Origin of the sequence: Rothia sp. (in: high G+C Gram-positive bacteria) (assembly GCF_030540545.1) — a bacterium.
Classification (GTDB): domain Bacteria; phylum Actinomycetota; class Actinomycetes; order Actinomycetales; family Micrococcaceae; genus Rothia.
Map to the genome: position 1 here is coordinate 147,057 of NZ_JAUNVZ010000002.1, position 15,272 is coordinate 162,328.

14 protein-coding genes are annotated in these 15,272 nt (G+C 52.8%); 10 read left to right on the forward strand and 4 right to left on the reverse strand.

Translation table 11 applies throughout. The annotated features are described in order from the left end of the window. The first annotated feature begins 14 nt into the window (after positions 1-14). The 5 genes from galU (at position 15) to Q4P78_RS02335 (ending at position 6,216) form a co-directional block, all read left to right on the forward strand. A complete protein-coding gene (gene galU, locus Q4P78_RS02315; RefSeq protein ID WP_303338697.1) occupies positions 15-920 on the forward strand; it encodes a UTP--glucose-1-phosphate uridylyltransferase GalU in 906 nt (301 codons plus the stop codon). Between the two features lie 269 nt (positions 921-1,189). Continuing rightward, positions 1,190-2,719 (forward strand): hypothetical protein, encoded by a 1,530-nt coding sequence (locus tag Q4P78_RS02320; RefSeq protein ID WP_303338698.1) that lies wholly within the window; start codon positions 1,190-1,192, stop codon positions 2,717-2,719. 461 nt (positions 2,720-3,180) lie between these two features. After that, positions 3,181-3,672, forward strand: a complete 492-nt coding sequence (locus Q4P78_RS02325) for a DedA family protein (RefSeq protein WP_303338699.1) — start codon at positions 3,181-3,183, stop codon at positions 3,670-3,672. A 159-nt stretch (positions 3,673-3,831) separates the two neighbouring features. Next, the gene (locus Q4P78_RS02330; protein WP_303338700.1) at positions 3,832-5,139 is read left to right on the forward strand and encodes a hypothetical protein; all 1,308 of its coding nucleotides are present in this window, start codon (positions 3,832-3,834) and stop codon (positions 5,137-5,139) included. A 132-nt stretch (positions 5,140-5,271) separates the two neighbouring features. After that, entirely contained in the window at positions 5,272-6,216 is a 945-nt protein-coding gene (locus tag Q4P78_RS02335; protein ID WP_303338701.1) for a hypothetical protein, read from the forward strand. A 199-nt stretch (positions 6,217-6,415) separates the two neighbouring features. On the opposite strand, the gene Q4P78_RS02340 is transcribed toward Q4P78_RS02335, so the two are convergent. From Q4P78_RS02340 to Q4P78_RS02350, 3 genes are all read right to left on the reverse strand, one after another. After that, positions 6,416-6,862, reverse strand: a complete 447-nt coding sequence (locus Q4P78_RS02340; RefSeq protein WP_303338702.1) for a hypothetical protein — start codon at positions 6,860-6,862, stop codon at positions 6,416-6,418. A 174-nt stretch (positions 6,863-7,036) separates the two neighbouring features. Continuing rightward, on the reverse strand, positions 7,037-8,002 hold the full coding sequence (locus Q4P78_RS02345) for a hypothetical protein (protein ID WP_303338703.1): 966 nt from the start codon (positions 8,000-8,002) through the stop codon (positions 7,037-7,039). Further along, positions 7,986-9,194 (reverse strand): hypothetical protein, encoded by a 1,209-nt coding sequence (locus tag Q4P78_RS02350; RefSeq protein WP_303338704.1) that lies wholly within the window; start codon positions 9,192-9,194, stop codon positions 7,986-7,988. The genes Q4P78_RS02345 and Q4P78_RS02350 overlap by 17 nt, the downstream gene beginning before the upstream one ends. A 219-nt stretch (positions 9,195-9,413) precedes the next feature. On the opposite strand from Q4P78_RS02350, the gene Q4P78_RS02355 reads away from it, so the two are divergent. Next, positions 9,414-10,280, forward strand: a complete 867-nt coding sequence (locus Q4P78_RS02355) for a hypothetical protein (RefSeq protein WP_303338705.1) — start codon at positions 9,414-9,416, stop codon at positions 10,278-10,280. A 92-nt stretch (positions 10,281-10,372) separates the two neighbouring features. Here the strand turns inward: Q4P78_RS02355 and Q4P78_RS02360 are convergent, their stop codons facing one another. Further along, positions 10,373-11,542, reverse strand: a complete 1,170-nt coding sequence (locus Q4P78_RS02360; RefSeq protein WP_303338706.1) for a hypothetical protein — start codon at positions 11,540-11,542, stop codon at positions 10,373-10,375. Between the two features lie 219 nt (positions 11,543-11,761). Between Q4P78_RS02360 and Q4P78_RS02365 the strand changes: the two genes are divergently transcribed. From Q4P78_RS02365 to Q4P78_RS02380, 4 genes are all read left to right on the forward strand, one after another. Further along, complete coding sequence (locus Q4P78_RS02365) at positions 11,762-12,415, forward strand: hypothetical protein (protein WP_303338707.1); 654 nt, start codon at positions 11,762-11,764, stop codon at positions 12,413-12,415. A gap of 170 nt (positions 12,416-12,585) precedes the next feature. Then, positions 12,586-13,167, forward strand: coding sequence for a hypothetical protein (locus Q4P78_RS02370; RefSeq protein WP_303338708.1), 582 nt, complete (start codon positions 12,586-12,588; stop codon positions 13,165-13,167). A 125-nt stretch (positions 13,168-13,292) separates the two neighbouring features. Then, positions 13,293-13,922 (forward strand): hypothetical protein, encoded by a 630-nt coding sequence (locus tag Q4P78_RS02375; protein ID WP_303338709.1) that lies wholly within the window; start codon positions 13,293-13,295, stop codon positions 13,920-13,922. Between the two features lie 197 nt (positions 13,923-14,119). Further along, positions 14,120-15,058, forward strand: a complete 939-nt coding sequence (locus tag Q4P78_RS02380; RefSeq protein WP_303338710.1) for a hypothetical protein — start codon at positions 14,120-14,122, stop codon at positions 15,056-15,058. Positions 15,059-15,272 lie beyond the last annotated feature (214 nt).

A 15,272-nucleotide genomic window follows, 5' to 3' on the forward strand; every position in this document is an offset into this window, starting at 1 on the left:
GGTATGCTAAGAGCATGGCTATTGAAATTAAGTCTGTTACCAAGGCTGTTATTCCGGCTGCTGGTCTGGGTACCCGCTTCCTTCCCGCGACTAAGGCAACCCCTAAGGAAATGCTTCCCGTGGTGGATCGCCCGGCAATTCAGTACGTGGTAGAGGAGGCCAAGCGCGCAGGCCTCAACGATGTTTTGATGATTACCGGTCGTAATAAGCGCGCTCTAGAAGACCACTTTGACCGTGTTCCCGTTCTGGAAAGCCAGCTGGCTGAGCAGGGTAAGGATGCACTGCTGGCGGCTGTGGAAGAATCCAACTTCCTCGCCGGTATCCACTACGTCCGTCAGGGCGACCCCAAGGGTTTGGGTCACGCGGTTCTGTGCGCTAAGACTCACGTGGGCGATGCCCCCTTCGCCGTGCTGCTGGGTGACGACCTGATCGATGAGAAGGACGACCTGCTCTCTCGCATGGTAGAGGTTCAGGAGCGCACCGGCGGTTCTGTCGTGGCTCTCATGGAGGTTCCTCGCGAAGCTATTTCCGCCTACGGTGCAGCAGCTATTGAGGCTGTTGAGGGCGAAGATGGTTTCGTCAAGGTCACCGGCCTGGTTGAGAAGCCCGCTGCTGATGAGGCTCCCTCGAACTACGCGGTGATTGGCCGCTACGTGCTGAGCCCCAAGGTCTTTGAGACCCTGGAGAACACCGCCCCCGGTCGCGGCAATGAGATTCAGCTGACCGATGCTCTGCAGACCCTGGCACAGGGTGACGGCGAGGGCGAAGGCGTGTACGGCGTGGTCTTTACCGGTCGTCGTTTCGACACCGGTGATAAGCTCTCTTACCTGAAGGCTAATATTATTCTTGCGTCTGAGCGTGAGGACCTCGGTCCGGATCTGCGCGAGTGGCTCAAGGAATTCGCACAGACTTCCTGCTAGTTACAGCCGGTTCAGGCTCTGATATATACCAAGTATTGGGGAGGGAATCCTACGAGGTTCCCTCCCCAATACTATGCCTGCGCTAGACCCCGACTGGGCTTGTCTGCCCCGGAGGGTACCCGGATAGAGTTGCATGAGCGCGGGTAAATTACACGCGTGTAAAAATTTTTAGCCCTATTTCCTAGATACGGTGTTTTTGAGATGACCAGGCACTATATATCGGGTTATATTTATAAGATAGGTTTTAAGGTTCATTGAGAGGATAAAGCATGACCTGGCTGAGTACATCAGGTATTTTGGTAGCTCTTGCTGTTGTTTTGCTGCTGTGGTTTATTCCGCGCTCGCTACGTCGTGCCCCTGTGACCGAGAACGAAACCGCTGTCTTTAGTGCCGAGCGCACCGCCGAGGATATTCTGACCACCTCGGCTATTGTGTTGCGCGAGGTTTCTTCCCCCTCTCAGAATGAGCACGCTCTGCCCCAGAGCGATAGTTCCTCTCCGCTGAAGTTGGCGAGTGTTCGCGGTACCTCCGAGGTTAATAGCCCCATGACCGGTACCCTGGAGACCGTTTCGGTGAGCGACCCTCAGACTGTGCCCCGTGATTTCTCCACCGCTTATTTGCCGCAGGGTGAGAGTTGGCGTCTGGATCGCATGGTTATTTTGGGTGTGGGCGTTATTGGTGCTCTGATTGCTGTGATTGGCACCCTGATTGTGCTTATTGCAGGCGGCAGCTGGTTCTGGCCTATTGCCGGCGCTCTGGTTGCGCTGACTGTGGGCGGTGGCCTGCACTATATGGCAAAGCATGAGCAGAAGAAGCCTGCTTCCGGTGACTCTTCGGCGCAGGAAGCTACCCCTTCGGAGCGCTCTGCTCCTTATCATCAGGTGCGCGTGCTATCGGAGCCTGTGGCTGCTGAGGAGGCTCCGGTTCAGATTTCTGACCCCGTGCAGCCTGGCGTGCGTGTGCGGCAGACTGCGCCCGAGGATAGCGCAGCATCTGAACCCGAGGATATTGAGCTTGTTCAGGTTTCGCAGCCTGTTCAGTCTGCGCGTGAGAGCCTGCGTTTTGAGGCTCACCGTGAGCCGGTCCTCTTCGATCAATTTGAGCTGCCCGAGTCTGCTCCGACTGATATTGTTGCTCCCGAAGATATTGTTCGTGACGCTGCTGTAGAGCCCGTTGGTTTTGAGCCTGTTCTGGCAGAAACCCCGGTAGCGTACGAGCCCGCTGTTGCCGAGCCTGAAGCTTTCGAGTCCATTATTTTTGAACAGCCTGCGCCTTCTGTAGGTGCGCCTTCTGCAGCTGAGCCTACTTTTGCACAGTCGACCCCGCCTCAGGGTGCACCTCAGCCTCTGTCTCAAAGCGCACAGCCTGAGCCTGCCCTACCCGAGCTGCCCGCTGAGGTTATTGATACGTTCTTTGAGAGCGAGCCGAGCCCTCGCGTGGCTATTCGCGATGGTGTGGCTGTTCTGGAGTCTGAGTATGAGCGCTCTGAGCCTGCACCGGCTCTAAGCCCCTCGCGCCCGATTTCCGCGGCGGTGGCTGTCACTCCGACCCCCGAGCAGGTGCAGAAGTTCAGCAGCGATACTCCCGTACCGGTGGATATTGAGGATGATTTCGCTGACCTTGATCTGGCGGGTTTTGATTCTTCTCAGGAGTTGTCGAATATCCCGGCGTCTTCTAGCGCTCCGGTGCAGAAGCTGCCGCGTGTTCCGGGTACCGGTGCCAGCTTTGAGGCTGTTTCGAATACCTGGGATCCGGTCAAGCTGCCGACTCCTATTTATAACCTTCCGAAGAAGGGCTAAAGCGTAGAGTGCAGGGCGGGTAGAGCTATCTACCCGCCCTGTTCTGGTTCCTGAGGCTTTGAGTGTACATGCAGAGAGCGCACAGAAAAGCGGGGGTTGAGCGATTTGGCTTCGCTCAACCCCCGCTTGCATCACACACAGGAAGAAAAGTCTTCGTAACCGTCCGGCGGCGACCTTCCCACAGAATCGCTCACCATTTGGTAATAAAAATATAACCTAATTCCAAGGCTATGCCAAGGGGTAGATAGTGACACCCTGTTTTCAAATATAGGTAACCCTAAGTAAAAACCCCGGAATCTCGCGGAAGAACACCCGCAATACACTCTGAAAAAAGTTAAAAAATTTTTCGACACACCCCGCAACATTCACTCTCAATCTCAGGTGTATCTCAAATTGACCATAGTATGACATAAACCTGTGTACCTCACGCTTAGCTCCTAACCCCATGAGAAAATAAAATTATGCGAGAACTTGTAGAGTCCCTCTCGCCCGAAGTGGCGGTAGCTTTTCTCTGGGTGGTGGGCATTGTGCGCACCACCATGGTTTTCATACTCGGCTACCTGGCATCCGCCGGCGGCCACCGCCTGCAGCGTGTGCACCAGCTCATGTCCACCCCGAACTACCTCAAAGCGCAGGCGTTTGTGAACCGCTGGGGTGTATTCGCCGTGCCCCTGTGCTTTTTGACCGTGGGTTTTCAAACCGTGGTGATTCTCGCGACCGGCTTTACGCGCATGCCCCTGCGCCGCTGGATCCCGGCAATGCTGCTGGGCACCTTTATCTGGGCGCTGATTTATGCCTCCATTGGTTTTGCTATTCTTGCTGCCCTGGGTCTGGAACCCTGGGCGCTGCCCCTGGCGCTGGTGGTTATTGTGGCAATCAGCATCCTGATTTCTCGTGTGAGGGAGCGCCTGAGTGCTGCGCGCGCTTCCACCAAAAGCCCTGAAGCTCAGTAAAAGCTCTTCCGCACCGCTTTTCCTGGGAATTTCCTCTAAGAACGCCCTGAAAATGTGATACCGGGGCTATCATTCGATACCCTAGTAGATGGAGAAAACCCGCATGTATCCCTTCCGGTAGTTTCGTGCGGGCACATACAATACGAGGAGTCCTCATTTATGAGCGCTAATGTTCAGTGGCCGATCGGCCCGATGTCCGCTGCCGACTGGAACACCCAGTTTGTGCTGATGAACGGTCGTGAAGCAACCGCAGCTGAGTACAATGCAGCCGGTGGCATCGGCCATATTATTGAATTTGTGGCATTGGAGATCCCCCAGGAAAACGCTGCACCCGCTCAGAACGATGTTGCGGTCGACGAGGTTGACGCATACGCACCGACCGAAATTCTGAACCCCCAGAGCGATCTGGCAGCTCAGCTGCAGAACCCGGTAGACCCCGAGCCCGCCGCTGCCCCCGAGGCTTTTGAGGCTCCCGCTGCTTTTGAAGCACCCGCCGCTTTTGAAGCACCCAAGGCTCAGGTTCCGGCGCAGGAAGCTCCCGCTCAGGAGAACGCTTTTGAGGCTCAGCCCGCCTTTGCTGCCCCCGAGCAGCAGGCTTTTGCAGCGCCTGCTCAGGAGTTTGCGCCCCAGGCTGCACCTCAGGCTGACTTTGCTCAGCAGCAGTTCGCACCGCAGGCTGATCAGCCCGGCTTTGCACCCGCACAGCCCGGTTTCGCACCGGCTGCTCCCAAGGCTCCCAGCCAGCTGATTAAGGAACACGTTGCCAAGGACAAGCTGTACATGGGTTCCCTGATTGGTACCGTGGTGGCATCTCTGTTGGGCTTTATCGCTCTGTTCCTGCCCGTGTGGAACGTGAGCGCTAGCGGTGAAGGCCTGATGAGCTCGAACTGGTTCGGTTCCCTGAACCTTAGCTCTGCTTTTGAATCTGCTCTGAAGGGCAGTAGCCGTTATGAAGAGCTTATTCGTAACCTCTTTGCACCCGCGGCATTCTCCCTGGGTCTGCCCCTGCTGCTGATCTTCCTGGTGCTGATCGCCCTGTCGGTTCTGGCATGGTTCAAGGACTTTAAGAACGCTCGTCTGGTGCTGGGTGAGGCTCTGGGCTTTAGCGGTCTGCTGGTTCTGTTCCTGAGCTTCTCCGCTATTGGTCACGCAGGCGATGTGAAGAAGGCATACTCTTACCTTGCTGAGGAGGGCGGTCTGCCCAGCAAGGTGAGCGAACTGGTCAACGGTGGTGCCGCTTTCGGTGCATACCTGATGATTATCGTGGCTCTGCTCTTTATTGCTGCTGCTGTGCTGGTTCTGCTGCCCCTGTTCAAGGGTGCTCGTCCCGCTCAGGCTGTGGCGGCTCCTGCTGCTCCTGTGGCTCCCTCTGCACCGGTGGCTTTCGCTCCGGCAGCTGAGACCCAGGCTGCTCCCGCGGCTCAGCCTCAGGCATACCAGCAGCCCGGCCAGTTCCCCCAGGCATAGGCTCTAGAGCATAGGTACTGTGCTTTAGCACCCACTGAGAGCACTTAGTCTTGTATGTCCCGTCTCGTGTCTACGAGGCGGGATATATTGTTAACCATAGATAGTTTCAGCTTCCGGATGATAAGGATTGCGATGAGCCAGTACCCTGCCTGGCCGCTGGGGCCGATGACCTCGGATCAGTGGATGGAACAATTCCAGATGCTCAATCACCGTCTACCCACCGCTGAGGAATATAAGGCGGCGAGCCAGCGTGGACATATTAGTAACCCCCAGAGCGCCGCTGTGCCTGTTGGGGGCGCCGGTGCGCTCTCGGGGGATTCTACGGGGAATATGACCGGCAGAACCGCTTCTGCGGGCTCTAGCGCCTATATGCCCGAGTCTGCATCGCAACGCATACCGCACCATAGGGGCGCGGCGCCGTCGGCACCTGTAGAAGCGAGTGTGTCTATGCCTCTGCTGGATCCCCTGCCGAAGAGGGAAGCGAGCTGGCGCAGGCGCACCTATGTGTGGTGCGCTCTGCTGGGCGTGGTAGCTATTGCGGTGAGTGTGTGGGCGTTATTTCAGGAGCGTTGGCATGAGCATTATGAGCTGACGGGTCAAGAGGGCATCAAGAATGTGCACGATACCAGTTTTTCATGGATGGGTCTGATTGAGCATACACGCACCGGGGCTTATGCGGATAAGATGGAGCAGGGGATAAAGGCGGCTCAGGCTAGCTATTCTTATCAGGGGTATGTGATGCTGGGCTTGCTGGTACTGTGTTTTATTCTGCTGGTTCTATCCTGTGTGCGGTCTATGTGCCCGTTGCGCCCCATTGCGGCGAGCGTGAGTGCGGTGAGTTCTGCGGTTATTGTGGCGTTTAGCGTACTAACGATTACTAATACGCAGCGGGTGAATGAGTACGCGCGTTGGTATGTTGACGATGAGAAGAGGCGGGGTAGCACGCTTATTCATATGACTACTGGGGAGATTGGTACGGGCACCACAGCGATGCTGTTGAGCTCCGGGGCTCTGCTGGTGTTGAGTCTGATCATGCTGGGTATTATGGTCTCTACGCTCACGAGGAAGAAGAGCTAGGCCCGTTCGCGTTTGCCGTTACAGCGTTCGCGGGTTTTTATATGGCTGTGGGGTATACGGTGTATTGATACCGTATGCCCCACAGCCATATGTTTTCTCAGATTATTCCAGTGGTAGAGTTTATTCAGCGACAGTGCATAAGGTTGTGGGGTGTGCGGGTATAAACCCTCACACCCACAACCTATTGAAATACTAGTAGCTACTTCGCGGCACCAGGTGCGTCGGAACCTTCATCATCAATAAAATCGAAATTAATATGATTATAATTTTGTGCTAAGAACTTATAAAGATTCTCCATATTCACATACGTCTCCAGCAGAGCAAGTTCAGACTCCTCGCACCAATGTCTATACTCACATGCGAAAGCCAACTGAGCAAGAAGGTAACGCATATGATACAGATTAGTATTGAAATTAAAAGTAGATGCACCGTATTTATTCTTGACACTCAACCGCAATCCGGGAGTCTCCGACGTATCCATCACCCAGAAACCTTGAATTTCAGAATACTTATAGGTATTTTCGGGTAAATTATTGGGGTACGAGAAGTCGAATGTATTAATCGTCATAGATGTACTCTTATAAATCAACCAGGATGGAAGAAGGAAAATAATAGCACATAAGCCAGCAGAGATAATAGCAATCATTAGGGAATCGCTAAAAGGGTGGTACTGATCGGTGTCCCCAACTTTATTAAAGAGAAGGGGTTGATAAATAATGCAGCGGTAGTGCCAGATGCTAAATAGACCCATACCTTATTATGCTGCTCAAACCCAAAAACAACTTATACCGAGATTTAAATGGAAGACTCATTCCAAACATCACTCCTCATTAGAAGCACTAGAATCTGCAGGACCAGTCACAAAATCCTTTGCGCCAGTACCCGCGCCCTTACCCAAACCAGATACCGCATTCTTCAACGACTTGTCCCAGAACGTATCCTGATACTTCTGCCAACGAGCCGCCACAGAATCATCATGAGCCACAGGAGTAGCCATAGTCGTCACGAAATCCTTCACCGTACCCTTAGACATCTCAGCGCTAAAAGCCTCAACACCCCACTTCTCATTGAAAGAACCAAAAGAACCCAACACTGGATGAGTAGCAACACGTGAAGTACCAGCACGAGCCAAACCACCCAAATACCCCGCAGCACCACCGGTCATCATAGCCTGAACAGGATGCACACCCGACGTATAGGTAGCAGACAAGCCATTAATAGCGCCATCCACGCTACCGCCTATAGTCCACCCAGCAAACTTACCTGCAGTAGTACCCTTGGTGAACACACCAGGAAGCTCACGATACATCCAACCGGTAGCAGCAGGATTATCCACCAGCTTAGGGACCGGAAAGCCCTTAACAGTACGAGTTACCTGCACCGTTTGGGCAGTAAGCTTGCCTCCACGGACTGCAAGTTCGGCGCCCTTACCAGCAAGACCGCCAACAGCACCCAACGCTGCACCGACAGCCATCGAGCCGCCTACCTTACCCCAGTTAACACGACCGGTTTCTTTATCCTGGGCGGAATCGATGGTGGAGTACCCACTAAAGGCGGCACCAGCGAGGGCGCCGGCTGCCATAATACCAACTGGGCCGGTTAAAAGGACGCCGGCGAATGCGGCAGCTCCACCAACGAAGAGTAGACCGCCTTTGATAATTCCTTTGTGGTCGTCGAGCCATTTAGCAGCACTATTCTGATACCGATACTCACGCATCTCAGCAACAGACACCGGCGACAAACCCCACGGGTCAACCAAACCCACAGGATCAGACCCCACCAACACAAAACCAGAACCAAACCACCCAGAACCAACAACACCAGGCAAAGGATCCAACGACACAAACGAACGCACCACAGGATCCACCACACGCACACCCACCACCGAAAAACCAGCAACAGACACACCCGCAACAGAAGAACCCCACCAGACCAAAAGCACCCAACACACTAGGCACACCAGCAGGCAACACACCAACCCCAGAAACAGAACCAGATGCAGAAGTTACGGGAGCGGAGCTTACGGAAGCAGAAGCAGAGGTAGAGGCTACGGCAGCAGAAACACCACCACCACCATAAACAGCAGCAGCGCCAGAACCAACCGCCTCAAACACAGCATACGGATCAACCAAACCAGCACCCGTACCCAAACCAGGCACCACACCACCACCATGACCCGAACGGGCAGAAGCAGCGCTGGAGGGTACACCAGCAGCAGAAGCACCAGCAGGCACAGAACCAGCGGCAGAGTCAGCATGGGTATAACGCCCCACACCAGAAACAGGCAAAACACCTACACCCAGCAACGAAGGCACAACAGCACACTCATCCCACACCACAGGCACCGACACACCATCACCACCGGTAGCACGCACCATAGAACCAGCCGTATCACAACTCATACGAACACGCTCCAGGGAATGTAGTACAGGTACACCACTAACACTATGAGCACGAATGCTATCAGCAGCAGAAACAGCCGAAGCAACACCCACACCACCATTGGCAGTGGTGGTGTGTCCTCGAGTAATCGAGGATAGGTACCCCAGAGCATCCCAACCAAGCACACTGACGCTGCCGTCACTGACGTATTCGTTGGCACGGTGTCCGGTGGGGGTATAGGTGTAAAGGCGTACCTGAGTCAGAGGTAGAGTCTCTACCACACGGGGTAGGGTATTCAGATAGGTGCCGTGGGTGTGTGCATGGGCGTGCATGAAGGTCTCCAGGGCGTTTATGCTGGAGGGTTTATGGTTGGTGCCGTTTGCACGGTGCCCGGTGTCTGTAGTGTTATCTACCTGCTGACCGTTATCTACCACGTCTGATGCTGCTTCTGCGGGGGTGTTGGTGTAGGTTGCCAACACGCGCAGTTGGTGGGCGTTATCGTAGTGGTAGGTAGTGATGGCGTGTGTGCCGTTTTGGGTGGTGGTGTGTTCGTGGGTGATGGCGCCGGCGGGGTTGTAGTCCCAACACACAGACACACCAGAAATCTGATTTTGGGCAGTCTGACGTGCACATGGCGACCATAGGTAAATCGTTATTCCGGAAGCTACAGGGGCGTTGGTGCCTGTAGAGTATGTGGTTGTCATAGCCACAGCATACCACCGCTTCTATTGTTTAGATGACTCGCACGACAAAGAGCTATCGGTATAGTGGTATAACGATAAGCATCTAGAACTACGACACAAGAGGAGGAACGTATGAGTCAGCTTCCCTCATGGCCTATAGGCCCCATGACATCGGACCAGTGGGTGGATCAATTCCAGATACTCAACCACCGCATGCCCACTGCTGAAGAATATAGAGCAGCAAGCCAGCGCGGACATATTAGTAATGCACAGCTTGTGCCGGCACAAACGGAAAACACTCAAGCATCTCAGAATCATCCTGAACAGCCTGCACCGCTATCTCAAACACCACAGCCTGCTTCTCAACCCCTACAAGCATCATCCATGCCTTTGCTGGCGCCCCTGCCCAAGAAGGAAAGAAGCTGGCGCAACCGCACCTATCTATGGTGTTCTATTTTGAGCCTGGCGTCTATCGCGGTGGGTATCTGGGCACTATTTCAAGAGCGTCTACATATACACTATGAGTTGCAAGGAGAAATCTTAAAGCGTACGGAAGACACCCGCTATTCATGGTTGGGGCTTATAGAGTATATTGAGCCTGATGATTTAGAAGCAGGAACCAAAGCCGCCCAGGCTAACTATTCCTATGACGGATATATTATCCTGATTCTGTTTATTCTGTGTGTTGTACTGCTAGTACTGTCTTGTACTAAACGCCTGAGATTTCTGCGTTCTACTGCTACTACTGTTTTAGTGGTTAGTTCAGGGTCTATTTTGATGCTATCTATCGCGATTCTTCGAATGGAACACAATCAGAATGAATTCTCTGCCTGGTATGAGGAACATCTGCATGAACGCGGTGATACCTTAGCAGGCATCTACCATAAATCTGCAGGCATCGGCATGACCACTATGGTGCTGGTGTCAGTCATCCTGCTGATTACTAGCCTGGTAATGATGGCAGTTATGATCTCTGCTCGTCGTGCCAAGAAAAGATAATAGATTAGACAATAAATGAGCCTTTGAATCGGGAATCTACCCGATTCAAAGGCTCATGTACTATGCCTGCATGCGTCACATGCTAGAGAAGATTACGATATATCTGAGGGTAGGTGACAGGAGACTTGAGAACCCGCGCCGGTGGCAGACTGCTTGACCTTCTCCACGCCATCCACACTCACCACACAGGAAATCTCGGAAGCACCGCCTTCGGAAGGGCTTGAAATATATATGTTGTAGCTACTCAAATGGCGACCTTCGACTTCCTGTACGTTATTCCAATCATGCTCGATAGTCATAACATTTTTAGCGGTGTAATCACCGTACAGCGCCGTCGCTTTACCATTCACATGCACGGCAGCAGATACCTTAGACTTCTTTTCCGCACGCTCCAGATCAGACTTCTTAGTCGTTTCGGGATACTTAAAGGTCATAGGAAGCACACAGCGCACCGAAGACATGGTGCCGCCGGTCGCCGTATAACTCATATATTCCACACCATCGATCGTGAGCGAGCAGCTCATTTCCTGAGCCGCCGTGGCAGTAGTGTACCCGGCATCGACGATTAGAGAGAATCCGTCTTTGCGCTGAATCTCAGTCTCATGAGTCCAATTCTGTTTAATGTCCTCACGAGTAGTGGCTGAGGGATTGCCGTAGCTGACCTTTGCTTCACCGTTGACCTTTACCGTGGCAATAATTTTCACCCTATCGGTGCTCTTAGGCGCTGCGGATGTAGAGGGCTGGGACGCTGCGGTTTCGGTAGAATCTGCCTGTGCTTGTGAGGAGGCAGGCTGTAACACGCCACCGAGTACAAGAACCAGGATAAATACGAGGAGCAGGGAGAGCAGAGTAGATGCGGCGGCTATCCATGGCCAGATGGGGCGGGGCTTAGCGGGGAGTGCGGGTGTGCTGTATTCAGGAAGCGCAGCTTGTGTATTGGCTGGGCTGGGGATTTGGATGTGCTCGGGGGAGGACTCCACGGTGGGGTGGATTTTGATTGAGCTGTAGGGATTCGAGGGGTCGGTGGGGCGCGAAGTTGTATTGTGCTGTTGGGGCACCTGGGTGGGTTCCGGAATGTTGGGAGTATGCTCTGCGGAGGGCATAGTCTGTGCCGGTTTGTTAGCCTGGTCCTGTACCGCCGGGGTGCTCTTGGGTGCGTTGACTCGCTGGCCGGAGGGGAGGGTATCAACGTAGTAGCCGTAGTTAAAGCTTTGCGGGTCTGTACTGTGGTTGGGGTCTTTAGGCGTGGGGTGACTGCTCATTGCTGGTGTCCTTGTACGGAGGGTGCGGGGTGGCGGATATGTGTCTGGTTTTATCATACCGGCAGATTCTATGAATGTGGGCTCGTGTCGCACCCCTGACATGCTTGAATGGGGGGCGAAACTGCTAGGCTACGGTTATGACCGATAAACCAACCTTCCGCCAACCTACTGTCCCCAATCTCTCCCTGTTTAGATTCCCCTGCAATGAGAGGGAGCACTATGGAGAATAGAGAAGAGCCCCTCAGTGAATGTATGGGGAGTAATGGTACGATCTTCGTCCTGGGCTTACTTCCTCTGAGTATCCTGGTGGGACTATTTCTTCACTTTCAATTTTTGTGGAGATTTAAAGATGCGAAAGAGGTGTTCCTAGTTGTTGTTCTGGGAGTTTGTCTTTCGTATGTATTGTCTCTCCAAAAATATAGAGTTTTCGAAGATAAGATTATTGTTAATAATCTCTTTAAAACTAGAGCTGTTGAATATGGCGATATCTCGAGGTGGGAATATCGCGGTATGTCTACTGTCTATTATTCCGGTGGGAGTTTTGCATTCGAAACTGGGCAGAAGAAGCTTGCGTATCTTCTGAGTGTCCTCATCTATCGGGATTATCAGGCTGAAGGCTCAGAGCGTTCCTTTGATGATATCTATGCTGTGGTAAATAGTGGTGATTGGCAATCTGCTCTAACAGATAGTCGACGCCATCAGGTTGAAGAATATAAAGAAGAAGAGCGTAGGCGGCGTGAGGAAATGGAGCGTGAGCGCCAAGAAAGAGATCGATTGGAAGCGGAACGTCGAGACAGAGAACGAGAAGAAGAACGTCGTTTAGAGTGTGAGCGTGCCGCTAATGAATCCAATGGTGACGGCGGCTCGTTCTAAGGCTGCTCTTAAGATGACTAAGGGTGGGGTGAAGAGTTACTATTCTAAGTTTAATGAATATAACTCTGAATATAAAAAGATTGAGAAGTTAGAGAACTCCAACTCTGGAAGTAGTAGCTAATATAGAAATGTGTAAGTTGATAGAAACCTTATAGAAGGATTTGCTATATATGAAATTTATAGAAAAAATATTTATAGCAAACGACTTTGAAAACCATGCGCTACATAAGAAGCAGAAGCCGAGCTATATCATTCTATACTGCGGCCTCATTATGCTCCTCTTCACCCTATACCCAGTAGGTATATGGATTCGAATCCGCCTAGGCTATCTCAACTATAGCGAGAAAGATGCCTTTATTATTGGTTGCGTATTTCTTTCTTTAACGGCAATGACTCTGAGTTATTGGTGTGTGCAGATGCTTTATCTTTCAGAAACCTATATGGTTCGACGTTCCATTTTATGGAATCGAAAAATAAAATATAGCGATATTAAAAAGTTTAAACTAAATGATGAGACGTTGATTCTTAAAACTGCAAAAGGCGGATTATTACTAAGCATGCGCTGGTATAATTGTCCTTGGATTACGGCTCAAATCAGGTTTGCGTTAGATCATAAGAAGTGGGCTGAAAGCGAAGAGGAGCTCGACATAGTCCGAGAATACGCAATGCGAGGAGAATTGCGTAACATTGGTTCTTTCGAGTATCAGGGGTATGTGCCTATTCCCATTGAGTCCTCAGGTGAAGGGCAATAAATAGGCATGTTGTAATTATAAGTATTTGGTATGGATGCGTAGGAACTACCTATCTATCTGCACCCCATATCAGACCATATTCCCTATACACATATTAGATTTACAATTCCTATCAGGAGAAAATAATGACTACTCTACCCGCCCAAATGGCACCCAAAAAACCGGCGAAACCATACAGCAAGCGCCAAACCACCGCGCTAGCAACCATCCTGATCAGCATCCCGCTGACCTTCCTCATCTTCCTGCTGCCCATGATCACCGCAACCATGGCAGGAAAAACCTACACCTTCAACGGCTACAGCCCCGAAGCAACCAGCGGAGGCGACCTAAGCGTACTGGACCTAAGCCGAGGATCCTCCGGCATGTTCAGCATCACCATGTACGTATACGCCTACGCCGTACTAGCTGTACTGCCCTTCATCTTCACCGCCCTGGCACTATGGCTGCGTAAGGGCTGGCTGCGTATCACCGCAGCTATCCTGTCCTTGGGTATCCCCTTCATCCTCATCACTCTGCCCCGTACCCTGGGTCGTAGTATTGAGTACTTCAATACGCGTCTGGATAGTATGCACACTATGAATAACCCTGAGTGGCATCGTGTATACCCGGATGCTGTGCACGTGGATGCCTCTATTGCACCGACTCTGCTGTGCGTGGTGGGTGTTGTGGTTCTGGTATGCATTGTGGTTGCGTTGATTCCGGCTAAGCGCCCGGTAGTAGCACAAGCGCAGGTAGCTGCACCGGCTGGTCAGTAGTCGCTGACTGTCTAAACTGCTAATACGTGGTGTGGGGTGTGTGGGTTTTGTGCCCGCACACCCCACAGCTTTATGCCCTGACCGGGGGAAAGGGCTGTTTACTGTTTGTATTGTGCCGATTCGCATTGCGCCCTGACGCGCATAAACGATACCCTGGGAAAGACCAACAACGATAAAATAGAGAGGACAAAGAACGTATGAACGTTCAATGGCCCATCGGCCCCATGCCCGCCGCACAATGGCACGCCGAATTCCAGACAAAGAACGGCCGCGCAGCAACCGACGCCGAATACCAGGCAGCCGCACAGATCGGCCACATTAGCGACGCTCAGCCCGTACCCGCTCAACCCGCACCGTCTGTCCCCGCCGCTGAACAGACCGCTCCGGCACAGTCTGCCGCAACCCAGCCCGCAGCTCAGAGCACCGAAGGCCTAGCGCAGGCAGCAGCAGGTGCACAGCAGATCGCAGTCGGTGCCGCACAATTCGCACAGGGCGCCACCAAAAACGCACAGAACATTATCACCAAGCGCATGGCAGAGAATAAGCTCGGCACCATCGCTCACCTGAGCGCACTGGGCGCAGCACTGCTGACCATTATTGCAAGCTTCATGCCCGCGCTGACCGCAAGTGTTTCCGGTTTTGGCGTGAGTGCAAGTAGGAGCATTAACTGGTACGAGCGTGACCTTGACGGTCCTTTCATTCTAATCCTGGGTCTTGCGATTCTTGGATTGGGTATTGCTTACCTGTTCGTCGAGAAATCATGGGCACGTTACACCTTCGCGGGTGTATCCCTGGTGACCGGTCTGATTGTCCTGTTCGACACTATTAACGTTATCGGCAAAGCAGGTGAGTTCGCCGCAGGTTATGCAAAGGTGAGTGCAGGCTTCGGCGTGTACCTCATGCTGATGATGAGCCTGGTGCTCATTGCAGCCGCTGTATTGGTTTCCCTCAATGATATTAAGCAGCTGATTGCCAAGGTACAGTCTAACTCCTCGCAGAATGCTGCAGCTCAGCCCGCTCAACAGTACCAGCAGGCTCCGCAAGGCTACCAGGCTGCACCCCAGCAAGCTCCCATGCAGCAGGCACCGGCAGCTCCGGCTCAGCCTGAACAGCCCGGCCAGCAGCCCAGCGCCTAATATCTTAGCTACTAGCCTGTAGCGCATAGGGATCACCCCGGAATATTGTCCCGTCAATATTCCGGGGTGTTCTGTATTTAACCCTCGCGAAATACCCGCCCAAATATAAGGGGGGAGTAACCTACCTATTGAATCCTGCACCGGGGTGGGCGCGCACATGAGATTTCTTGAGCCCGACCCTGATATCGAGCGGTGTTTAGTTTAGGATAGATAG